Annotated in this window: 23 protein-coding genes; 9 read left to right on the plus strand and 14 right to left on the minus strand. The window is 39.6% G+C overall.

What is annotated here, in order from left to right:
• Positions 1 to 5: 5 nt before the first annotated feature.
• Together truA and LDM98_RS05860 are read left to right on the plus strand one after the other, a co-directional pair.
• Positions 6 to 731: a tRNA pseudouridine(38-40) synthase TruA gene (gene truA / locus LDM98_RS05855; protein WP_223898401.1), complete on the plus strand. Its 726-nt coding sequence runs from the start codon at positions 6 to 8 to the stop codon at positions 729 to 731.
• 66 nt (positions 732 to 797) lie between these two features.
• Positions 798 to 1,151, plus strand: a complete 354-nt coding sequence (locus tag LDM98_RS05860) for a c-type cytochrome (protein WP_223898402.1) — start codon at positions 798 to 800, stop codon at positions 1,149 to 1,151.
• Between the two features lie 17 nt (positions 1,152 to 1,168).
• Here LDM98_RS05860 and LDM98_RS05865 read toward each other — a convergent pair whose 3' ends face one another.
• From LDM98_RS05865 to LDM98_RS05875, 3 genes are all read right to left on the minus strand, one after another.
• A complete protein-coding gene (locus tag LDM98_RS05865) occupies positions 1,169 to 1,918 on the minus strand; it encodes a DUF2231 domain-containing protein (protein WP_223898403.1) in 750 nt (249 codons plus the stop codon).
• Between the two features lie 68 nt (positions 1,919 to 1,986).
• On the minus strand, positions 1,987 to 2,421 hold the full coding sequence (gene hemJ / locus LDM98_RS05870) for a protoporphyrinogen oxidase HemJ (RefSeq protein ID WP_038000202.1): 435 nt from the start codon (positions 2,419 to 2,421) through the stop codon (positions 1,987 to 1,989).
• A 2-nt stretch (positions 2,422 to 2,423) separates the two neighbouring features.
• On the minus strand, positions 2,424 to 3,980 hold the full coding sequence (locus LDM98_RS05875) for an endonuclease/exonuclease/phosphatase family protein (protein ID WP_223898404.1): 1,557 nt from the start codon (positions 3,978 to 3,980) through the stop codon (positions 2,424 to 2,426).
• A gap of 195 nt (positions 3,981 to 4,175) precedes the next feature.
• Here LDM98_RS05875 and LDM98_RS05880 point away from each other — a divergent pair, with 195 nt between their 5' ends.
• Positions 4,176 to 4,523, plus strand: a complete 348-nt coding sequence (locus LDM98_RS05880; protein WP_223898405.1) for a hypothetical protein — start codon at positions 4,176 to 4,178, stop codon at positions 4,521 to 4,523.
• Positions 4,524 to 4,576: 53 nt separating this feature from the next.
• Here the strand turns inward: LDM98_RS05880 and LDM98_RS05885 are convergent, their stop codons facing one another.
• The 7 genes from LDM98_RS05885 to dsbD all read right to left on the minus strand — a co-directional run bounded on the left by LDM98_RS05885 (position 4,577) and on the right by dsbD (position 14,067).
• Entirely contained in the window at positions 4,577 to 5,038 is a 462-nt protein-coding gene (locus tag LDM98_RS05885; RefSeq protein ID WP_223898406.1) for a transposase, read from the minus strand.
• A gap of 83 nt (positions 5,039 to 5,121) precedes the next feature.
• A complete protein-coding gene (locus LDM98_RS05890; RefSeq protein WP_223898407.1) occupies positions 5,122 to 8,631 on the minus strand; it encodes an EAL domain-containing protein in 3,510 nt (1,169 codons plus the stop codon).
• Between the two features lie 247 nt (positions 8,632 to 8,878).
• Entirely contained in the window at positions 8,879 to 9,076 is a 198-nt protein-coding gene (locus LDM98_RS05895; RefSeq protein ID WP_223898408.1) for a hypothetical protein, read from the minus strand.
• 255 nt (positions 9,077 to 9,331) lie between these two features.
• Positions 9,332 to 9,778 carry a YidB family protein gene (locus tag LDM98_RS05900; RefSeq protein WP_223898409.1) on the minus strand — a complete coding sequence of 149 codons (447 nt, stop codon included), beginning with the start codon at positions 9,776 to 9,778 and terminating at the stop codon, positions 9,332 to 9,334.
• A 33-nt stretch (positions 9,779 to 9,811) separates the two neighbouring features.
• Entirely contained in the window at positions 9,812 to 10,672 is an 861-nt protein-coding gene (locus tag LDM98_RS05905) for a S1 RNA-binding domain-containing protein (RefSeq protein WP_223898410.1), read from the minus strand.
• Between the two features lie 129 nt (positions 10,673 to 10,801).
• A complete protein-coding gene (locus tag LDM98_RS05910) occupies positions 10,802 to 12,058 on the minus strand; it encodes a hypothetical protein (protein ID WP_223898411.1) in 1,257 nt (418 codons plus the stop codon).
• 221 nt (positions 12,059 to 12,279) lie between these two features.
• Positions 12,280 to 14,067 (minus strand): protein-disulfide reductase DsbD, encoded by a 1,788-nt coding sequence (gene dsbD, locus LDM98_RS05915; RefSeq protein WP_223898412.1) that lies wholly within the window; start codon positions 14,065 to 14,067, stop codon positions 12,280 to 12,282.
• Positions 14,068 to 14,167: 100 nt separating this feature from the next.
• Between dsbD and LDM98_RS05920 the strand changes: the two genes are divergently transcribed.
• Together LDM98_RS05920 and LDM98_RS05925 are read left to right on the plus strand one after the other, a co-directional pair.
• Positions 14,168 to 16,102 carry a thioredoxin domain-containing protein gene (locus LDM98_RS05920; RefSeq protein ID WP_223898413.1) on the plus strand — a complete coding sequence of 645 codons (1,935 nt, stop codon included), beginning with the start codon at positions 14,168 to 14,170 and terminating at the stop codon, positions 16,100 to 16,102.
• Complete coding sequence (locus tag LDM98_RS05925) at positions 16,102 to 17,148, plus strand: FAD:protein FMN transferase (RefSeq protein WP_223898414.1); 1,047 nt, start codon at positions 16,102 to 16,104, stop codon at positions 17,146 to 17,148. The genes LDM98_RS05920 and LDM98_RS05925 overlap by 1 nt, the downstream gene beginning before the upstream one ends.
• Here the strand turns inward: LDM98_RS05925 and LDM98_RS05930 are convergent.
• From LDM98_RS05930 to LDM98_RS05945, 4 genes are read right to left on the minus strand one after another with little or no spacing between them, the layout of a single operon-like run.
• Complete coding sequence (locus LDM98_RS05930; protein ID WP_223898415.1) at positions 17,034 to 17,477, minus strand: hypothetical protein; 444 nt, start codon at positions 17,475 to 17,477, stop codon at positions 17,034 to 17,036. The genes LDM98_RS05925 and LDM98_RS05930 overlap by 115 nt on opposite strands.
• A complete protein-coding gene (locus tag LDM98_RS05935) occupies positions 17,474 to 17,947 on the minus strand; it encodes a hypothetical protein (protein ID WP_223898416.1) in 474 nt (157 codons plus the stop codon). Before LDM98_RS05935 ends, LDM98_RS05930 begins: the two co-directional genes overlap by 4 nt.
• 6 nt (positions 17,948 to 17,953) lie before the next feature.
• Positions 17,954 to 18,481 (minus strand): FMN-binding protein, encoded by a 528-nt coding sequence (locus LDM98_RS05940; RefSeq protein WP_223898417.1) that lies wholly within the window; start codon positions 18,479 to 18,481, stop codon positions 17,954 to 17,956.
• A 14-nt stretch (positions 18,482 to 18,495) separates the two neighbouring features.
• Positions 18,496 to 19,734 carry a porin gene (locus LDM98_RS05945; protein WP_223898418.1) on the minus strand — a complete coding sequence of 413 codons (1,239 nt, stop codon included), beginning with the start codon at positions 19,732 to 19,734 and terminating at the stop codon, positions 18,496 to 18,498.
• 278 nt (positions 19,735 to 20,012) lie between these two features.
• Between LDM98_RS05945 and LDM98_RS05950 the strand changes: the two genes are divergently transcribed.
• The 4 genes from LDM98_RS05950 (at position 20,013) to LDM98_RS05965 (ending at position 23,424) form a co-directional block, all read left to right on the plus strand.
• Positions 20,013 to 21,143, plus strand: coding sequence for a cytochrome-c peroxidase (locus LDM98_RS05950; RefSeq protein ID WP_223898419.1), 1,131 nt, complete (start codon positions 20,013 to 20,015; stop codon positions 21,141 to 21,143).
• An 85-nt stretch (positions 21,144 to 21,228) separates the two neighbouring features.
• Entirely contained in the window at positions 21,229 to 21,426 is a 198-nt protein-coding gene (locus LDM98_RS05955; protein WP_223898420.1) for a DUF2892 domain-containing protein, read from the plus strand.
• 115 nt (positions 21,427 to 21,541) lie between these two features.
• A complete protein-coding gene (locus LDM98_RS05960) occupies positions 21,542 to 23,077 on the plus strand; it encodes a DUF1538 domain-containing protein (RefSeq protein ID WP_223898421.1) in 1,536 nt (511 codons plus the stop codon).
• Positions 23,074 to 23,424: a transcriptional regulator gene (locus LDM98_RS05965; protein ID WP_223898422.1), complete on the plus strand. Its 351-nt coding sequence runs from the start codon at positions 23,074 to 23,076 to the stop codon at positions 23,422 to 23,424. The genes LDM98_RS05960 and LDM98_RS05965 overlap by 4 nt, the downstream gene beginning before the upstream one ends.

Here is a 23,424-nt window from a genome sequence, read left to right on the forward strand (position 1 = left end):
TCACTATGCGTGTAAAAGCTGTCATCAGTTATGATGGAAGTCACTATCAGGGCTTTCAAAAACAAAAATCTACCAAAATGACCGTCAGCAGTGCTATAGAGGAAGCCCTCTCCTCTCTGCAGATAGATTCACCTATCGTTGGGAGTGGGAGAACGGATGCCGGTGTACATGCTACCGGCCAGGTCATACACTTTGATCTGCCGGATTTCTGGCATGACCTGGAGAAACTAAAACGCAATTTAAACCGAAAATTGACAGATATCTCCTTTAAACATATCTCTGTGGCAAGCAATGATTTTCATGCACGCTTCAGCGCGAAGAAAAGAGTCTACCGTTATGTCTTTAAAACACACAAACCTTCTGTCTTTGAACAAAAGTATATTTCATATTACAAATCATTTGATCCAATTCTACTGATCAGTGCACTCAAAATATTTGAAGGAAAACATGATTTTAATTTCTTTCATAAGACAGGTACCATTACGCATACCACCGTTCGAGAGATCTATCGTGCCACATATATGGAACGTGACGGGTACCATTTTATCTATTTTGAAGCCAATGGCTTTCTACGCTCTCAGGTACGTATGATGGTGGATACAGCCATGCTTTGTGCCAAAGGGGATATGAGTATCACACAACTTCAAGAACAACTATCATGCCAAAAAAAGTACACCACCAAACTCGCCCCTCCGGAAGGACTTTATCTGGCAAGAATTATCTATGGATGACCTTTTTCTTTTTCAATCCACAATTTTTTGTTAGAATATCATGATATTACAGCAAGGATATATCTTTTGAAGAAACTTTTAATTTTTACTGCCATAGTATGTTTTTCTCATGCCGCCAGCGAAATGGAAAAACTCTACCTTCAAAATGGATGTAACGGATGCCATGGAATGTATGGAGAAGGTATGGGTGCATCTCCCAGACTACAAGGGGTACGAGAAGAGGTATTACTGAGAAGACTTAAAGATCTGCAAAAGGGGAAAACCCGTTCTGCTTTTGGTACGATCATGATATCCTTTGCCAAGGCACTGGATGAAAATCAAACCATAGAGATGGCAAAGTATCTATCAAATCTAGAAACAAAAGTGGAGGATGAACGCTATCAGATAGAATTTACCCCCGCCGGAGATGGGGGGTCATGAGATATAAAGAGAGCTACTTAATGTGTAGAAATTTCCGGTTGTACCATCTCTTCTGGCATACCTTCTACCTGTAGTGGTTCTGCTTCTTCTTTCACTTCAATTCTAACACTTTCAGTGATGATTTCAACAGGTGCACCCTCTACCGCTGTTTTTGCTTCAGACTGCGTGCTGTTTGTTTCTATGGCCTCTTCTTTCTCAGCTTCTGCTGACGCTTTTATCTCTTCCAGCTCCTCTTTGGTTTCATCCAGTTCCTCTTGAGCATCAAAAAGTTCATCATCCAGTACTTTGACCTGTTCAACATTCAGACCATGCTTATACACAAGTTCTCCACCCTCGTCTCCTTGTTCAAAGATACCTGCGACAAATGCGATAAGAATAAGTATATATATGACTCTTATGATACTTTTGTCTGTGAGCATGGAGAGCAGTTTAAAGAGTAAGACCAACCATGATGTCAACATCAGATAAGTCCCTAAATTTTTGTGCGCAGCAAGGGCTTCTTTCGCAGCATCATTCAATGTAGGGTAGGCTTCACTTCCATCCACCAATCCTGTAAAATATGCGCTAACCGCTGCTAACACAGTGAAAAGGATCAAAAAGAAAGACATACCGCTTATGGCTTTCTTTCTCATCACTAAATTGACAAGTTCCAACAAGAGGATCACAACAGGTAAAGCGATTATGAAATGGTCTACGACAGGGTGCCATAAAACAGGGATATCAAACGGAAGTTCTATTTTTGGTAATGAGATAGCTGGTAACTGCATACTTTTTTCCTTTTTTCTAATAGTTTTCTTGTTCTAAGATTATAGTGATTGATTATAACACAAATGCATTAAAAGGGTTTAACCACCACCATAATAACGATAAATATCATCAGCAGGGTCGGTATTTCATTATAAATCCTGAAGTATTTGCTGCTTTTATAGTGTGGATCATCGATAAGTGTTCTGCGAATACTCTCCAAAGAGAAGTGATAGGCTATAAGGAAAGCAAGAAGCAGCAGTTTGGCATGCATCCATCCGCCGCTTGAAAAAATACCTGAATTCAGATACAGCATGAAAGCTCCGGAGATGATCGTTGCCCACATAGCCGGTACACCGATATATTTAAACAGTTTATATTCCTGGATCTCCACGATATCTGTAAATGCTTTTGTATCCGCATTTTCACGATGATAGATGAACAATCTCGGCAGATAAAACAACATTGCCATCCAAGAGACAAAGCTCATCACATGAAATGCCAAAATCCAACTATAATATGCCATATTTACTCCAATACCTCAAAATCTTTTTTACTGTATATCACTACTTGTAGCTTCTTATAATAACCAAGATGTGCATAGTGTATCTTTAGACGGCTGCCATTTGCAGGGGTATGTTTCTTCTTTTTAAAATAGAGAGGAACCTTGGTATCATTGAAATACAAAAAATTATTTTTATAAATACCCGAGATCTCTTTGAGCACTTCGTTCTGCGGTATCCTGTTAGATATAAATGCATTACCTCTGAGCATATAGTTTTCACTCTCTACTGCACCCTTATCTTTAACCCTATACGCATGGGTGATCTCTTTTAACCCGTGATAGGTTTTGATACCTTCTACAAGCAGGTCATACCTCTGTCCCTCCTCCAATCTGTCTGCACAACCGTACAGGTAGATCCCTCGTCCGTTCATACGCTGTTTCACTACAGCATTACGGCCTCTTTTCAATACCACTACAACATTTTCAAGTTTGATCTTCCCGTCCAAGGCTTCTATATTGTAGAGATCCTCAATGCTCTTTCTTTCTACTTTTTTTTCACCTCTTTTTTTCTTTTCAGCGACATAAGGCTTTGTATCAAAATAGGCATAGACAGGGAGATGGTCAGAGTACCCTTTTCCTCTATGCTTACCGTTTTTATAGTCCCATGTGTTAATGTACCCTCGCCTCGTAAACAAATAAGATCGCTTAAAGACTTTAAAAGAGTTATTGACATAATCTATCCCTTGACCATCAAACATCTGTTTGGGAAGTACGATCTGGTCCAAACTGGATTTTTTCCCGTAGAACTTGTGACTCCAACGCTGATCTACGGGCAACTCCTTCCACAATGTATAATGTACACCTTTGTCTGCCTTTAGCATCTCCTCTTCTTCAACGAGATAGTCGCCTATTTTGGTTTTCAACACATCATTGAATGCCGTTTTACCATGCGTGTCATTGATCTTGTTTTCTAATGTCAGGTAAGCATTATAATCACTGTTAAAATCTCCCAATATGATATACTCTTTTGTCTCAGGCATCTTTATTATGCGGGACTGCAGAGCCTTGGCATACTTGATACGTTTGCTCTCATATCCCCTATAGGCCTTGGATTTCCAATGGTTCACAAACAATGTCAGGGGTTTCCCTTTTATATCTGCCTCCACTTCCAAGATATTTCTTACACCTGCAGCCACGCTCACCTCTATCTCACTTTGTTTTCTTATAGGGTAACGAGACAAGAGTGCGACCTGAATAGGTGCATTCTTTTTATGGGTGATGGCAGAGTATCCATAAGGACACCCCACTCTCTTCAGTCGGGTCATCAGTTGTTGCAGGATATGACCGTTCTCTACTTCTTGAAGTCCCAGGATATCTGCATCAAGATCACAGATGACCTCAGCCGCATGGTTCAGTTTGATGTCCACCATACGTTGTGTCCAATTATGTTTTACCGTGTAGTCATCATACTCCGTACCGACATACTCCGCATCAAAAAGGTTTTCTACATTATAGCTTGCTACTTTAAAAGGTTTGGAAAAGACAAATAAAGGCAGTAAAAATAAAAGTAAATATCGCACGTCATATCCTATGGTTTTAAAAATATTCTATCGAAGCATGAAAAAGAATATGCTAAGTATGACATATTGTCATAAAAAGAGATACAAAACATTACTATATTGGTATCAAAAAAGCTAAATCAGATAAAATTTATCCTATTTAAAGCTATCTTTGATATAACTGTTCATAAAAAACACAGACTAAAGGACACAATCATGACAAACAATGAAGTAACGTCTCAAAAAGAAGAGAAAGGGTATGAAGTCATATCCTATACAGATACGGTGGCATTTAACTATACCCTGCCCGATAATGAAGAACCACAAACCATAGAACATGAACTAACCTTGATTTGGGAAGATACGATTGAAAAGTTTATAGAAGCACATGGTACCGACAAACCGTACAAGGTACATACCTTTAAAAGGGAAAGAGAACAAAAATTTTTCATAGAACAGGTAGAAGGTAGAACTGAAGACCTCATAGACGAGGTACAAGAAGAGATCGCCAACAAAATGAAGTTTGGCTTTGAGTTTAGTGGACAACTGCATAATGACGACTAAAGAATATTCCTTGCTCCCATCGGCAACGATGGGGACGAGTTAAAAAAATTGGGTCAAGATAACTTTAGAGACTCTTTTCTGAAAATTTTTAACAAGAATTTGTATAGATCTTCACCTCTATGATTAAACCTGACTTCACACTCTTTGAGATGTAAAATAAAACTCTTTTTATCAAGTCCTCTAAATTTGGCTAACCTTATTTTAGCATAACTCCAGAAAGACTCAATACCATTGAAATGAGATTTGCCTCGGACAAACTTATTGGCTCCATGATGAACACGGAAGTACTTATCATATCCAAGATCAACTAATCCATGATAACCACACCAGCCATCATAATGAATGATGCTATCTGCGTCAAAAGCTTTTAAATACTTGTTAGTTGTAGGTCTGCTTATCTTTATTAGATTTAAAATTTGTGTCGCATTCAAGTCCTCTGAAAAATACTTTACACTCTCTCTAAATTTCCTTTCAGAAATGTGCGAACTTTTTACATACTTATTCTTGACGGTCATAGAGTTACTTTAGCATATTTATTAGCTGCTAAAGTTATCTAGACCCTTAATTTTATTATCTATATGAAGCCAATATATAATGATCAAACATCTCGGCGTACAAACTGTTCGAACTCCATTGATGAAAGTGCTTTACTAAAATAATACCCCTGAATTTCGTCACATCCTATTTTACGGAGAATAGCAAGCTGTTCCGCGGTTTCTACCCCTTCTGCGATAGTTGTCAAATTTAAATTATGTGCCATATTAATAATCGTATTTACAAGTGTCCTGTCTTCCGAATTTTCAATAATATCATGGATAAAGGATTGATCTATTTTGAGTTTATAAACCCGAAACTGTTTGAGGTATATAAGGGAAGAGTACCCCGTTCCGAAATCGTCTATTGACATTCGTATTCCATGATCATACAGCTCGTTTATCAGATCAATTGCATAAGAAGGATCTTCCATAGTAATACTTTCAGTAAGTTCGAGCAAGAGATATTCTGCGGGGAGTTGCAGTTCCTCAAGGATACCAACAATCATTGAAACTAATTGAGGATGCCGAAACTGGATAGCGGAAAGATTGATAGCCATCATAAAGGGAGGGATTCCTTCTGTAATCCATCTTTTTAATTGTCCAAGTGCATTACGAAGTACCCATTCACCGATCATTACGATTTGTCCACTCTGTTCTGCTATAGGTATAAATTCTGTGGGAGATATCACCCCCAGTACAGGATGTTTCCAGCGAAGAAGAGCTTCTGCACCGATAAGATCTCCTGTATCCATAGAGATTTGAGGTTGATAGTAAATCTCGAATTCATTATGTTGTAAAGCCTGCTTAAGCGCATTTTCGAGTTCAATTTTTCTGCTAGAGTTGGCTTGCATTTGCAAAGTAAAAAAACGGTAGCAGTTGCGGCCATCATGTTTTGCACGCTGCATTGCGGCATCGGAAGATTTAATCAATGATTCAACAGTACTACCATCAGTCGGATAAAGACCGATCCCGATCGAAGGCGTAATGGATACTTCAAATTTTTCTATAGTGTAAGATTGTGAGATGATATGAATCAATTTTTCGGCGACATGTGCTGCTCCGTCTGCATCAATATCGGGAAGAACGATAATAAATTCATCTCCTCCATGACGAGAAAGTGTATCTTCTTCACGAAGCACAGACTGTATCCGTTTTGAGACCTGAAGGAGTAAAGTATCACCAATATCATGTCCCAAAGAGTCATTAATATTTTTAAAATGATCCAGATTTACAAAGAGTAATGCTATAGGTTTTTTGGTACGATATGCGATATTGATAGCGTATTGGACTCTATCTTTGAGTAAAATACGATTCGGTAATCCCGTAAGGGAATCAAAATTAGCGAGCCATTGTACTTTTTCTTCGGCTGTTCTTTGAGTTGTTATATCCTGCATTGAACCGCGAACCATAATCACTTCACCATCTTGAATTACCGGTGAACCAATAGTATGAACCCATTTTTCATTTCCCTTTGCTGTCTCCATTTTAAGAATTAAATCATAAGATATTCCTTTATGAATCGCATCATCCAGTGCAGTTTGTATTTTTTGAAGCCATTCACCTTTATAGACGCTCAAACCTATGTCCACTGTGACAGCAATGTTCGGATCTAGATCGTGGATCAATGCGATCTCTTTTGTCCAATGTCCCATACCGCTTTTGAGGTCAAATTCCCATCCGCCGACGTGCGCCATCGAACTCATCTCTTCAAGGAGTCTCTCTGTTTGGATGAGATTGTCTTCTGCTGCTTTCCGCTTGGTTTCACGATCAAAATTTTCCATCGCAAAGCTAATGTCACTGCTCATTTCTATAAGCAATTGTTGACTCAAAGAGTCAAAAGCATTGAGAGTTTTCGAATAGATCGTAAATACACCGATTACATTGTCATACAAAGAAATAGGGAGTGCGGCGGAAGATTTCCATCCCATTTCACTGCCACGATCATGCCAGGGGGCCGTAGCAGGGTCACCCATGAAATCCTGACACCAATAGGGACGATTTTCACGGACTGCAGTACCGGTGGGACCTTTTCCAGAAAAAACATCTTCTCGTGTAGAAATTTCAATCCCCTCAAGATAATTTTTTTCATCCCCATATGATGCAACAGAATAAATATATTTGCTTTTCGGATCAATCAGTCCGATCCATGCCATATCCATGCCGCCTTGAACAACGGCACTTTTACAAATTTTTGAAAAGAGCTCATTTGGAGTAATAGCATGGACAATAGCATGATTGCATTCACTCAGCGCAGTGTATAATTGAGTGAGGTGATTGATATGTAGTTCATTGTTGTGGCGCCGTGTAATGTCACGGGCTATACCTAATACACCAATAAGTTTACCTGTCTCATCAAACATAGGACTTTTAAGCGTTTCAAAAAGTCCTTCATAGCTGCCGTCTGCAAATTCTAAATATTCTTCATTCATACTGGTTTTGTTTGTAGTCATAACCAAACGGTCTTTTTCACGGAAAAAATCAGCCAGCTCTTTATTGACAAAATCGTAATCTGTTCTGCCGACGATTTCTTCTTCTTTTGCGCCAAAAAAACGTTCAAATGTCGGATTACAAAACAAGAAGACACCATCACTATCCTTCAGCCAGATCAAATCGGGGATAGTGTTGAGCAACATACGAAGCTGACTTTTGGTCGCCAAAATCTCGGAGGTGCGTTTTTGGACAAGTGTTTCAAGAGAATTTCTGTAGTTTCTGAGTTCGGTGTATTGTTTAGCGATGTATCCCAGCAGTATACTGAGAAGGATGCCCAGCACTATTTCAATTGTTAAAAGCCATTGATTATGCCAGCCATTGATCGGGGCAATACGAAGTGTCCATTGCCCGTTTGGAATATCAATAGTCTGTTCCACAGGCTGTTTCAGTTTATCTGTACCTGATGCAGCAATGATTTGTTCTTTTCCGGTATTGATATTTATGCGGCTAAGTACATACTGATACCCTTCTTCTTTTAGCTTATCCATAAAAGTTACATCAATAATATCGGGAAATCGGATGGCAATGAATATAAATCCCCAAAACCTATTTTCTGTTCCTCTGTAAATTGGAAAACGGCTTACCAGTGCTTCTCTTCCCTGAACAAGCTGCAGCGGTCCCGCGAGAATTATTTTCCCGGTTTTATGTGCCAATAGAGCTTCTTCTTTCTGTTTTGGATCATTGAGAAGATTTAATCCCAGAGCTTTTTCATTGCCTGACAGCGGAACTATATGTTCGATAATACCATGAGGCGCCAATGCTATCTCGGAGATAAGTGGGAAATATTCTAGAAGTTCTTCTGCGGAAAATTTAAAATTGTCAATATTACCATCTTCTTGAACCATTGTTGAGAGTGGATAACTCAATGCCAGGATCTGATCGATATTTTTGTGTAAATTGGAAATATTTTCATTGGCAATATTTTCTATTCTATCCTTCATCTGCTGAATACGTATTTTTTCAAAATGCCAAATAAGGGTTCCTAAGACAATAGCAAAAATGAAAAAAATAAATATGCCTACAATCCATCCTTTTTGCACAGAATTATTTGGATAGTTCGATTGAGGAGAAAAAGATGGCATAGAAATAACCTTTTAAAACATATAGTTTGTAGTATAACACAAGCTTATTGATATACTTATGTTTTTTAATTAAATTTCATTTAACCATACTTCTTATCATCAGGTATGGGACTATTAGGTACAGTGAGTGTATTTCGCCTGGAATTTTTTGGAGTATTGAGGGCTTCATCAACTTTTTCTATGGCCTGATCAATAATATTATTCTCAGCTAATGAGGATATCCCAAAAGAAGCTTTTACCGAAATGTTCACATTACCCTAGAAACAGCAGTAAAAAGAGCCAATTCTTCACGTAAGCGATCAATAATTATTTTTACTGTCTGAATGTCAGTACCGGGCATACAAATAAGGAACTCCTCACCTCCGTAACGGTAGACCTGATCAGGGATGTATTTACAGACAATAGAACGTATGAGTTCTTTATCCCGTGGTTCATGGTTATACATGGCTTGATCTAACTGTTTGGGGTTGATTCTAATCTTTCTCGAGTCATCTTGAACATTATATACCTCATATATTTGTACATTATTCTTAATCTAAATAAGTTAATGCAAAAAAAGTTTGTAAAGGAATAATGGACAGTGGGAGAAATTAAAAATAAATTTATAAAAAACTACAAACCTTATAAAATGCTCTATATAGGAGGTTTTATAAGGTATGAGAGTAATAGATAACTATCCGAAGTTATCTATCTAAAGAGTTTATCTGAACATCTTTCCAAGCATACCCATAGCACCATTAGGTCCACCTGCATTGGCAAGCATTTCATCCATGATCGTACCTTCTCCTCTGGTTGCCTGATCTACAACCTGAGGTACTGCCTCAGCTAAAGCATTCGCTGCACACTCTTGAGAGATTCCAAGCTCTAAAGCAAAAGCAGCAATTTTATCAGAACCCAGAAGTGTCGTGATCTGCTCTGTGGAAATGGTTTTGTTTTCACCGTTGCCTAACCATGACCCCACGATCTCACCCAAACCATTTTGAGACAATCCGCCTACAAATTTCACAAGGTCAAGTCCGCCCTGACCATTTCCTACAAGATTATTTAGCGCATTGGTGATATCATCTGCATCAAGTCCTGATGTCGCAACATCTCCATTGTTTTGTATCATAGAAGCGGCTACTTTAAATAAATCTGTCAATTCCATATCTTTCCCTTTACTATTTCACTCTTGAGACTATCACAATAAAACAATTGCATTATCTAATAGTTGTATCTGCTTACTCTCGATCAGTTCAGTTAACGTACGTTTAAAATTTTTCTTGCTCATGCCAAAGACCTTTTTGATCTCTTCTGCATCACTTTTATAGGTAAAAGGCAAAGTGCCACCTGCTTCTTTAAGCATTTGCAAGATAGTGCCTTCAGCCACACTTATCGTCGCCTGTTTTCCAATGGGCTGTAACGAAAGATCAAGCTTATAGTCTTTTCTCACCTTTTTGATATAGACTTTTTTACGGTCACCTACACGTATCTCTTCAAAGATCTCATTGTCAAAAAGCATTCCCTCATACTGGTTATCGGCTACGACTTTAAAACCCAATGGTGTCTTAGCCAAAACAATGGCATCCAACATTTTGTTCTGATGCAGGCCGCTCATGTCCCTGTTGAAATATTTCCCTATTTTCTGTGTACCGTAAAGACGACCTGTCTGCTCATCCAGGCAGACACGTAAAAGATACTTTTTACCGATATTAAAATACTCTTTTTGTTGAGAAAGGGGGACAAAAAGATCTTTTGGAAGTCCCCAGTTCACAAATGCCCCATAAGATTTATAGTCCACAACTGTAAAGTAGCCATACTCTCCAAGTTTTGCATAAGGTATTTTGGTGGTCGCTACAGGACGGTCTTCGCTGTCGGTATAGACAAACACATCTATCAGAGCACCGATAGGCATCTCATCTTCCATGACATAGACATTGGGAAGCAGTACTTCATTGCCATCTTTTGCCTCCAAGAACAATCCGTAGTCCGTATCTCTGGAGACTTCTAGAGTATTTATCTCACCAATATTGATCGTTAAGTTTTTTGATTTTTCATTCATGTGTGTTATTCCGTTTCTTTGTATTGTGATATACTCACAATGTGATAGTGACATTATAGCGGAATAATGCACTAACCTGTACTACCTTTTACTGCAGAAGGATAGATATCCTTCTACCTATAAACCTGATTAGTATGTATAATCAAACATTACCCAGTATTTATTCGTATCTACATAACTCGTTGCAGCATCACCCTTCGCATACATGGCACCTTTGAGCATCATCATCAAATCTTTCATCACTTTTTTCGTGTAGACGATGTCAAACTCCGAACCGTAATCGACACTTCCTGCATCACTGTCAAACTTATGATAGACACCCAGTATCTTTCCAAATGTTTTATCACCATATCCCAGTTTAACAGAGAGATCTTCAAGACCGTCAGCAGGAGTAGCTAAAAACATATCTGCCCATCCGTTGTGAGCATGCAGTGTGGCAAGCGGTGTACTAAATGGACTTGCACCGCTTCCGGCTTCTCCCAGTACTTCATAACACACACCTGCAGTCAACCCATGGTGACTTCCGCTCAATCCGAATCTATAGTAATCAGCATCCTGCTCAGGTTCAGCATCATTGAACGGTGCACTCTCTTCAGTGAGTGATGGATCATTTTGCTTTGCATACTCTGCCATATAGTTCAGCTCAACACCGTTTTCCAACGTCATACCACCTGTTGCCCTGATACCGATATGATCAAATTTACTTGCGATCATATAGTCATATGCTGTGATGGTCAGCTCAGGCATCACTTTATAAGAAGCATGCAATAACACTGTATTGGTGTCAAAGTCCGGAATCTTTAGTCCGCCCAGATCTCTATCGAAAATTCTATTGACCCCCCAAACATATGCTGCCATAAGATCAAGCTTCTCTATGCCTTTATAGGCTACCGATGCAAGATCATAAGTCTGCGGCATCTGTCTCCAGCCTACGGTCCCTATAAACCTCTGATTGTCTAAATTCAACCCTTTTCGTCCTACCGTACCGACAAAACCCTCTTTAGCATACGAAATATTTGCCTGCGTGACCCTGGTCTGCTCACCATCTGCAACCACAGAGTAGCCTGGACTTGCAGGTGCATAATTGTCTACACCGAAATTGCTCACATTGGTCATTTCCAATGTAGCTGCCAACCCATCAACACCCAATGTATCAAATTTCGCTCCAAGCACCGTTCTTACAGTAAATGCATTGGCATTGTTTTTAGCATTATCTTCATCCACAAATTCATATCTTGGTCTGATCTGAAGAGAGTACTTCCCATGACTCAATATCTCTGATACACCATTCACTTCCGCTGCTTCCTCTGCCTGCACTACAGAAGTTGTTCCCATCATCACGCTCATTGCAGCGATAGCAACATAGCTCATTTTGTTCATTTTCATATTTTACGTTCCTTGTCTTGTAATTTTATATAAAAATGATAACGTGATAACTACAATTTATAATCAATATAATGATTAATTTTTAATCATTATAAGACACATTACATATAGGATAAGTAAGTTCAAATCTACAATACCCCCTGTGGGAGCATCATAGGGACCCTATAAATTCAATGGCAAGGAGGAGAAGAATTACTTCATGTAATAAGAAGTATGGGAGTTTACTGCGTGATACTCTCTAAATGTGTGGCAAAATCTTCAGGAGGAATAAATCCAGTCAAACTTTTTTCAGGCAAGTAGTTATTTCCTTTGTCAAAAAAGATGATGTTCGGCGTACCGAAAAGTTCAAACTTCTTTAGTAATGCTTTGTCTGCATCCGTATTGTCTGTGAGGTCTATCTTGATAAACGTGAAGTTCTTAAGATGTTCCTGTACACGTGGATCTGGAAATGTGATCTCTTCGAGTTCTGTACATGCAGTACAAGATTTTTTACCAAAGTCCACCACCACAGGCTTCTCTGACTCACGTACCTCTTTCATAAGGCGTTCAACACTATAACCTCTGTGACTTTTCTTGTCTACACTCACAGATACACTGTTTGCTACACTGGTATGCACCTGTGTGAATCTTTCAAAAGGTCTGATCATTGAGCTTGCACCACTGATCCCACCGATGAAGAGTGATACACCGTAGAGTAAAAACACCATAGCCAATAGCTGGAACAGTTTCTTTGCACCTTGTGTGGCACTGCTAGGATTAAATACACCCATATAGAGTGCTGAACCTATCAACAACAATGCCCACAATATCATCGTAAGACTCTCTGGAAGTATGCGTGAAAGCATAAAAATACCAAGACCCAGCATCATCACACCAAACGTTTGGGAAACCGCTGTCATCCATCCACCAGGTTTTGGCATAAATTTACCTGCTCCCAGTCCCACGATAAGCAGTGGCATACCCATACCGATACTCATAATGAACAGTGCCGCTCCCCCCAGAAGTGCATCACCCGTATGGGAAATGAACAGTACAGCCCCGCCAAGCGGTGGAGCGACACACGGCCCGACGATCAGTGCAGAGAGTAATCCCATAATAGCCGTACCCACGATACCCTTACCTTGGGCATTGTCACTTACACTGCTTAATTTCGACTGCCAGGAAGCTGGAAGTCCTATCTCATAATATCCGAAAAGGGAAAATGCCAAAGCCACGAACATCGCTGCAAAAAGGGTCAAGACCCAAGGTGTCTGCATCGCAGTCTGTATATCTGCCCCGACCAGTCCTGCTATGATCCCCACAGCCGTGTAGGTCAAAGCCATAGAAACGACATAGACCAAAGAGGTAAAAAATGCCTGGGCTACACTTGGTTTTTCATTGCCTCCCTGCTGCGAAACGATGATCGAAGACAAGATGGGTATCATAGGGAAAATACATGGTGTCAAAGATAACAATAGACCAAAAATAAAGAAAAGAAGTAAAATGAATATGGAACTTTCATTCACCAGTATATCTGCTATTTTCGCTGTATTGCCCTCCTTGACAAGTTTTGATATCTTGTCAAACAGCCCGAGTTCTTCGCCTTTGAAATCAAAGGTTTTTTTAATGGGCTGATAACAGATACCTGCATCTGAACATCCTTGAAACTCGATCTCAAGGGTGTAGTCACCTTTCACTTTGGACACTATCTCTTTTACAGGGATGGTAACAAGTACCTCATTTTCGTACACCATATCACCATCAAAATCATGTGCTTTGGGTTTTGTAACGGTCAGTTCAACAGAAGAGGGAGAAATGATTCTATAAAATAATGTGTTTTCATACACATGGATTTTATCTGCCATATTGATCTTTGTTTCTATCACATCCTCTTTGAGTACAGCACTCACTTGAAATGCTTCATCCGGTGATAAAAACTTCTGTTTTTTCAATACACTCTCAAACCCTGCAGTTGCAAATGTACTGAAAAGTAAACTCAATAAGAGTAACTTTTTGACTAAATCATTCATTATTTTCTCTTTTATATTAAACTTTTATAGTATTCTATTGTACTATTCGTGTATACGCTGTGTAATATTACCAATAATTGGTTAATAATAAAGGTTAAAAATGGCAAATCGTCTTAAAAATGAGCACTCCCCTTACTTACAGCAACATGCTGACAATCCTGTAGACTGGTACCCTTGGGGAGAAGAAGCCTTTGAAAAAGCACGAAAAGAGAACAAAGCGATCTTTCTTTCCATAGGGTACAGTTCTTGCCACTGGTGCCATGTCATGGAAGATGAGTCTTTTAAAGATGAAGCGACCGCGAAGATCCTGAATGAACATTTCATTGCAGTCAAAGTAGACAGGGAAGAGCGCCCGGACATAGACAAACATTTTCAGGAAGTCTACCAGCTGATGAACCAACGTCCGGGAGGCTGGCCGACTTCCATCTTTCTCACACAGGAACAAAAGCCTTTCTACTCAGCGACCTACATACCCGATGAGCCACGTTATGGTATGATGAGCTTTTCAAGTTTACTCGAAGTGATCGCTGAAAAATACAGCAAAGAAAAAGCGCTGCTTACCGAAAAAGCCGATGAGATACTCCGTTTTCTCAATCCCAAAGAAGATAGCATACAGGCCACAAAACTGGACCTCAGTATCATCCCAAGGGTTTCGGATCAGGCCAAACAGCTCTTTGATAATACAAACGGCGGCTTTAACAAAGCACCTAAATTCCCTCAGGCTTCTATGCTGGATCTACTCCTGGACCTCTACCGTATCACTGAAGATAAAGAGACACTGGACATGGCACTGCACTCACTCACCTGTATGGCAAAAGGCGGATTGAGAGATCTTGTGGAGGGTGGTTTTTGCCGTTACTCTACCGATAATGAATGGCTTGTCCCCCATTTTGAAAAAATGACCTATGACAATGCCCTGCTGGCAGAAGTCTACCTCAAAGCCTACCATGTAAGAGGAGAAGACTTTTACAGATCTGTTGCTTTTGAAACGATAGACTTTATGATGGAAAATATGAGTGAGGACGGCCTCTTCTACTCTGCCTCGGATGCCGATACAGAAGGTGAAGAGGGCAAATACTTTGTCTATACCTATGAAAAAGCTTTAAAGTCATTTGATAAAGCAGGTATCCCTAGCCAGGAACATGCTGCTCTTGCAGAGGCACTGCATATCACAAAAGAAGGAAACTTTGAAGGCAAGAACATCGTGCGTATAGAGGAACCCGCACACAGCGGCGATATCCCTTATTATGATGAAGCGATACAGGCACTGAGAAAACGCAGAGAAAAGCGTACCCACCCTTTCATAGACAAAAAAGTGCTTGTCTCATGGAATGCCATGATGATCAAAACGCTCTTTAAAGCCTCTCGTGCAGATCATGCGTACCTCAAACCAGCGCTCAGATCTCTGGATGCATTGCTGGAGAGTATGTACATCAATTCTGAACTCTTTCACTCTACACTGATAGGTAAAAAACCGAAGATCAAAGCATTTTTGGAAGATTATGCCTATCTTGCAGACACGCTTATCGAAGCATACGAAAGTACACTGGATGAAACCTATCTTATGACGGCAACAAAACTGACGAACAGTGCCATTGAAAAATACTATGCCCAGGGGAAATGGAAGTTCTCACGCGGAGAGTTTGAAACCAATGCGGACATTTATGACAGCTCCTATCCTTCTTCCGTTGCCACCATGCTCTCTGTACTTTACAGCATCTCCTCTTTGGTGGATGTCGTCTATAAAAAGTTTGTCTTTAAAACACTCGAGATCTACTCTTATGATATCATGCGCCAGCCTATCTCTACGCCGCGTATGAGCCGTATGGTGATCCGTTATCTCAAAGATGATGTCATTATCAAAGCCAAAGAGTATGCACTTAAAACACATATCAAAGAGCTGGATACCCTTCCTCATCCCTTCTCTCTTTTGAAAAATGATACCAATGACGGTTTTATGCTGTGTAATTCCAACAGCTGTTTTGGGCATGAAAAAGATTTTAAAGGCATTATAGAAATTTTAGAGAATCGTTAATGCGTCTTTTTATTGTTCTTTTCTTTCCTCTGTTCTTACTTGCGCAAGAGGGCCTGCAAACACGTACACAGGTACTGATGGGGACTTTTGTAAGTATTTCACTACCACAAACATACAACCAGGAGATCACCAGATCTTTTGAACTGCTAAGACATATCGAAGATTCTCTCTCTACCTATGATGAGACTGCTACACTGGCAAAACTGAACAAGAACCATCATGTGGAGTATGACCCTTATCTGGCTGAAGCGCTGACACTTTCAAGATCTTACTATGATGAGAGCAACGGTTACTTTGATATCACGATCGGATCGATCTCCAAAAAGCTCTACCATTTTGGAGAAGAGAAAACCTACTCCCCCTCCAAACAGGAATTACGTAATGCCCATCTGGATATCCACGGTATCCATATAGATGACAAGCAGATCATCATAGATGAAAACATCACCATAGACCTTGGCGGTATGGGCAAAGGGTATGGTGCAGACAAAGTTGCACAGTATCTTGATGAACAAAATATCACGAAAGGGATCATTGCACTGAGCGGGGATATCAGATGTTTGGACCAATGCGAGGTCTATCTTCAGTCACCCTACTCTGAACAGACATTTGCCAAAGTCAAAAGCAAAAAAGCACAACTTTCCATCTCTACAAGCGGTATTTACAGGAGATATGCCACCACCAAAGCAGAACATCACCTCATCAATCCAAAGACCGCTTCACAGGGGCGTGAATTTGTTTCCGTATCGCTTTTTACGACTGCCGACAACGCCAAAATCGATGCCTATGCCACAGCACTCTCTGTCATGTCAAGAACAGAAGCATTGGCATTTTTAAAAGAGAAGAAGGATATCGGCTTTATACTGGTTGATAAAGAGGGGAAAATACTCTATGGAAATGTAACAGATCTTGTGACTATAGAGTGGTTAGGCTACAAAGAAAACCCAACCAATCCAAGCAAGAGAAAAAACAGTAGCACAAAACACGAAAGTGCTGCAAGTTTGATCCATCCTGATACCACTAATCCAAACGCAATGACAAAGTAGGAAAAGATATCAAACAATGCAAAAATAAAAAGAGCCATTGCCACGATCAAAGATGTTTTTTGTGAAAATCTGGTACTGAACAGCATGAAATGTGCTGTAACAAAGATCAGTGTTCCTATGGCAAACAGATGCGGTGTAGCTACTTCTATCAGACCTTCTACACTCTTTTCTACAGGAGAAGCTATGATATTTTTCAGTGTACTTATCACACTGTCATTGCACTCTAATCCCTGAGAAAGTAAAAAAAGCCATATCCCGCTCATTAAGATCAAAATAATATAAATGAGCATATATCCGATAGGAAGACTATAGAGTGTTATATTTTTCATTTGAACAAGAGTTTCTTTAAAATTATGATAGCGACTATAAAAGCCAGTACATGCCACAATATGAAACTGATCAACCACATAGCTATAAATGACGGACTGACAAAATAAGCAAGCAACAGTGCTGCAGGTGCCAACATACCCATAATAAAGAGAAGATGCACGACCCATTTGGTCATGACTTTATCCGAATAGAGACGAATATAGATAGAGGCAAGTATCAAGAGTGAAAAGAGTGTCATGAACAGATCGATATGTACTTGAAGCAGCAGTGAATCTATCAGGATAGGTTCAACAAAGTTCTCTATATCACCCAAAAGTGTCACTGTAACACTCTGCATATCCGATCCTATCACATACGCATGAAGCAGTATATCAAATCCAAGATAGAGGAGTATCACAAATACGACAGATCCCATCAGATAACGAAGCAGTGTAGAGTGTGCCAGATCTTTTGTTACTAAAAATTTCATTGTCTCTTACTTTAATACAATTTCATAAATGGCTCTGGCGACTCTTGCACCTTCAGTGATCGACCTTGCCGAGAGAGTGGAACCGCTGATCGTAGGTATATCTTTCCCTACCGTCAGTGTTGCGGAGGCATCTTTATCCTGCAGTTGGCTCATCCACGTTTTGTTCGGTATATACTCCGGCGGCTCACCAAATGCCATAATTTCCGTAAACTTCAAGGTTCCACAGTTATCAAATGCATAGAGTACGGTCGCCTTCTTCCCTCTTACTTTTCTTGCTATAAGTACAGCATAACCCAGTCTTTCATTCTTACTTTTAATATCGTAATAACGATACACTTTAGTTCTCACAGCTGCCTTCGCTCTGGACTGTACCTGAGAAAACTGTTTTTTTGTCAGTATGATCTGCTTTGGGTCTATCGTGCTCACTCCTGTAAATGAGGATTTTATCACCTCATCTACAGATGCTTTACTGCTAGCAACACTGCTTTGGGACAACAGTGTCCCAAGCAGCAGTGTAAAAAAGATTTGTTTCATTGTGTATCCACGTATTAAAATATAAAGCCTAGACCAAAAGAAAATGTATTGGTATCTACATTATTCACTTCTTTCATCGCATAGTCAGCTTTCAATACCACCTGATCTGCAGGGAAGAAATTTAAACCGATTGTAACAATTTCTGTCTGAAATGCATCTTCATTCAAGCCGTCTACTGTCTTTTCTACAGGGTTATAGTCTTCGTATTGTGCAAAAACCGGTAATTTATACTCAAGTCCCACTAAAGAAGAGATATCGTAAGAGACATTGGCATAGTAACCGCTTGCTTCTTCAACAGCACTACTTCCAAGCTTTTCTGCACCATCCAAATTTGTCTGTGTGTAAAGCCCGTACGCCGAGAACGGACCGTTGTCATAACTTGCATGGATATCAAATATGGTGGTATCAAGTCCAGATACATCGTTAATTGCATCATTTTTAAGATTTGAACCATCACCATAGTAGACAGAAGCACCCGCCATAAGTCCATTGATACCCGTATAGTCCACACGGCCTACAAAAGCAGGGTCAAACGGCGCATTTGCACTCGAACCAAGTCTTGCACTTCTGATCCATGAACCATTTGGTGTCATAGTATTTGCATTATTTACATTCAATGCATTGATCACACCTGCCGTATATTCAATATCTACACTGTCAAATCTACCATAGACCAATGCACCGTTCTCATGCCATGTACTAGGTAGAAGGTATTTTTCAATATCCGGTCTTTGTACCGTGTTAAAGAGTGTCGGTTCATGTCTTTGGTTTATGAGACCCATCGGAGTGAGTACATGCCCAAGTCTAAAGTTTATTTCCTGGCTAAGTAAGAAGTCTAGGTAAAGAAACTCTACAACTACTTCACCACCATCCTCTGCATTGGCACCATGTTCAAACTCTATCTCAGTGTTCAGTACGATCCAGTCATTGAATTTGTATCCGAAATAGGTAATAAATCTATAGACATCTGCAAAATCATCCCCATTATCAGGATTTGCATAGAACATTTCACCATATCCCCCTATAGAGAGTGGGTTTTTAGAAAAATATACTTTAGAAGCTGCCGGTCCCATACCGCTGTATGATTTTTTTGTATCTACAAGTGTAAAGCCACCTGTTTGCGTCGCTAAAACCTCTTCTGTAAGTACAGTGTTCTGTTCCTCTAATACTTTTACTCTCTCTTCCAATGTAGCTGCCTGTGCACCCATTGCCATCATCGCTGCAACACTTAATGCCGTTGTCATTTTTTTCATCATTTTTCCTTGTTTTTATTTGTTTTTGAATTGATAGTTATTATCGAAATCGTAATTTAGCCAAATGTTTCTTAAATTTTTATTAAAATGATAATAATTATTAAAATATAATCATTAATAATATTATTCAATTAGATAAGCTTTGAAATTCCCTTATATAAGGGCTTTGAGGATTGTGCAGAAAATTAAAAATATATTTTATTTTCATGATATTTTAAGAAAATCAAGATAAAGTTGCATTTGATAATTGTTATCAATACAATATAAAAGGACATGAAATGAAATTCAATACGCTTTTGGCCACTACACTGACCGGTCTTATCTTTACAGGATGCGGAGGAGGTAGTTCCTCTTCAGAGAACTTTGGGAGGAATCAGATTGCATTGGGAGAAAAACTCTATCATGATACGAATCTCTCTAATAATAGAACGATGTCCTGTGCAACCTGTCATGTCATAGAGAATGCTTTTGTAGATCCTAGACCTACAAACTTGAGTTTAGGTGCTTCTCTGGGTGATGACGGCCTTTCTATAGGAGATAGAAATGCACCTATTGCAGCCTATGCTAAATTTATACCAAGATTTCATTTTGATACACACGAAGGACTCTATATAGGAGGACAATTTTTAGATGGAAGAGCCTTAGACCTTACAGAACAGGCAAAAGGCCCCTTTTTGAATCCTGTTGAAATGAATATGCCAGATGCGGCATCGGTCATAGCAAGAGTACAAGAGAATGCAGAATATGTGCAGGCATTTAAAGCAATATATGGAGATGATATCTTCAATAATACACAAAAAGCCTATGAAGCGCTTGCTGACACCATTGCAAAATTTGAAAAAAGTAATACTTTTTCTCCTTTTAGTTCCAAATATGATAAAGCCCTCAAAGGAGATGCCATACTCACAGAACAGGAGACGAGAGGATTGGCCCTTTTTAACGGGAAAGCAGAGTGTGCTGCATGTCACCCCTCTGATGGTACCCATGCACAATTTACAGACTTTTCCTATGATAACTTAGGCGTACCGGTCAATCATGCACTGCGTGATGCCAATGGGAAAGGAGATACTTTTGTAGACAATGGTCTTTATAACAATCCACATGTGAATGATGCCGGCCTTAAAGGGGCATTTAGAGTGTCTACTTTGCGAAACATCGCTGTTACTGGACCCTATATGCACAACGGTGTCTTTAAAGACTTGGCTACAGTGGTACATTTCTATAATACAAGAGATGTTCCCGGTGCTGTCAATCCTGAAACAGGCGAAGTATGGGAAAAAGGTGAAGTAGATATAAATAAAAATACCGCAGAACTTGGTAACCTTGGATTAACTGCTGAAGAAGAAGCAGATCTAGTTGCCTTTCTCAAAACGCTTACCGATGAACAATATGAACATTTGATCCCATAATATTTTTCTTATGTACCCTATGTCATACACAAACATCATTTTTTATGGCATAATAAATTTATATAATTAACTAAAAGGATATATTATGAAATGTAACATAGGAAAAATAGATAGGATCATCCGAACTATAATTGGTGTGGCTTTACTGGTTTGGGGAATCATGAATAACAATATCATTGCAGATGTTGTAGGAGGAGTCCTTCTCTTGACTGTTATTATAGGATGGTGTCCACCTTATGCATTACTTGGAATAAATACAGGGTGTAAAACCAAGAACGATTAAGTTACGAGATCCTTAATCTACAACTTGAGACTAAAGGATACAGTTTAACATTTTCATCGAGGGTAATACGCTTTTATAGCATAGAATAATCTTATAATAGATATAATTTCTTTCAATGAAAGAAAGTTTAAATATATTTTATGGAGATCTAAAAAATTCGTTTAAAGATCTCCTTCCCATTATCATTGTTGTTGCCCTGTTTCAAGGTATCATCATCCGGACTGTGCCGGATAATCTCACTTCGATTGTTATAGGTCTTACGATCGTGGCAATAGGATTGGCACTTTTTATCCGTGGTCTTGAACTGGGTATCTTTCCCATAGGAGAAGGATTGGCCATAGACTTTGCTAAAAAAGGTTCGGTCTTTTGGCTGTTGCTTTTTGCTTTTACTATAGGGTTTTCAACCACTGTAGCAGAACCTGCACTTATCGCCATAGCAGATAAAGCCGCGTTGATATCTAATGGTCTGATAGATGCTTTCTGGCTTCGTATGACCGTTGCACTCTCTGTAGGATTTGCCATCGCACTGGGTACACTTCGTATCTTATTGGGGCATCCTATAGCTTACTACATTATCAGTGGATATATTTTAGTGGTACTTGTTACTTTTTTTGCGCCCAAAGAGATCATCGGACTGGCATATGACAGTGGCGGGGTCACCACTTCTACGGTGACTGTTCCACTGGTGGCTGCGTTGGGGATCGGTTTGTCTTCAAGTATCAAAGGGCGTAATCCGGCCATAGACGGCTTTGGCCTGATCGCGTTTGCATCTCTGACACCCATGATATTTGTACAGATCTACGGTATCATCGTTTACAATGCAGGAGAGACAAGTGCCCTATCTACCGTAGTTACAGAAGTTGCTGAAAGTACAAAGAGTGCAGCGACTGCCTATACTTTTTCAGCGATGGACATCTTTATGGAACTCCTGGGTGTGATCAAGGATGTTGCCCCTATTCTCATCGTGATATTCTTTTTTCAGTATGTCATTATCAAAAAACCTGTGGCATACTTACATAAGATAGCCACAGGTATCATTATGGTGATCCTGGGGCTTTATGCATTCATCGTAGGACTTGAAATGGGACTTTTCCCCATAGGAGAGACCATCGCTTTTCAGCTTACGGATACGGGTAACTACCTTCTTATTTATTTGTTCGCATTTCTTATAGGTTTCTCTACGACGATGGCAGAACCTGCACTCTTGGCTATAGCCATCAAAGCAGATGAGATAAGTGAAGGGAAAATTAAACAAAATATACTTAGAATGATAGTAGCATTTGGTGTGGCTATCGGGATCGGGTTGGGTTCATACCGTATCGTTGCTGGTGATCCTATACATTACTATATTATTGTAGGCTATATCTTTGTGATTATTTTTACCTATTTTGCACCAAAATACATTATACCCATTGCCTATGACAGTGGTGGGGTTACCACTTCAACGGTCACCGTACCTTTGGTTGCAGCACTGGGCTTGGGATTGGCAGAAAACCTGGAATGGTGTGATCCACTGATAGATGGGTTTGGTCTCATTGCCTTTGCCTCCCTGTTTCCGATGCTTACTGTGATGGGGTATGGGATTTACGCAGAATATTATAAAAAGCAACAGAAGGTAGAACCATCCAATATTGAAGGAGAAGCATTATGAAATTCACAGCACTGATCGTCATCATACAGGATAAAGATGAAGAAGCCGCTATAGAAGCTGCCAAGGGAGCAGGAGCAGGTTCTGTAACTATTTTACATGGAAAAAATATCGGGCTTGAAGAGAAAAAAGTGTTCTTTGGTCTTACACTTGAGGAAAATGTCTCTGTACTGCTTTTTGTCTTACCGAGAAAACTCTCACTGCAGGTCATGCGCTTGCTTCGTGAAAAGTTCGATCTGGACAACCCGGAAAACAGCGGATTGGCATTTACTCTACCATTAACGCATGTAGCAGGTCTTGATACCAAAGAGTTACACAAATTTGAACATGATATCAAATCGATAATATAA

The sequence above is a fragment of the Sulfurovum sp. TSL1 genome (genome assembly GCF_019972135.1).
GTDB lineage: Bacteria > Campylobacterota > Campylobacteria > Campylobacterales > Sulfurovaceae > Sulfurovum.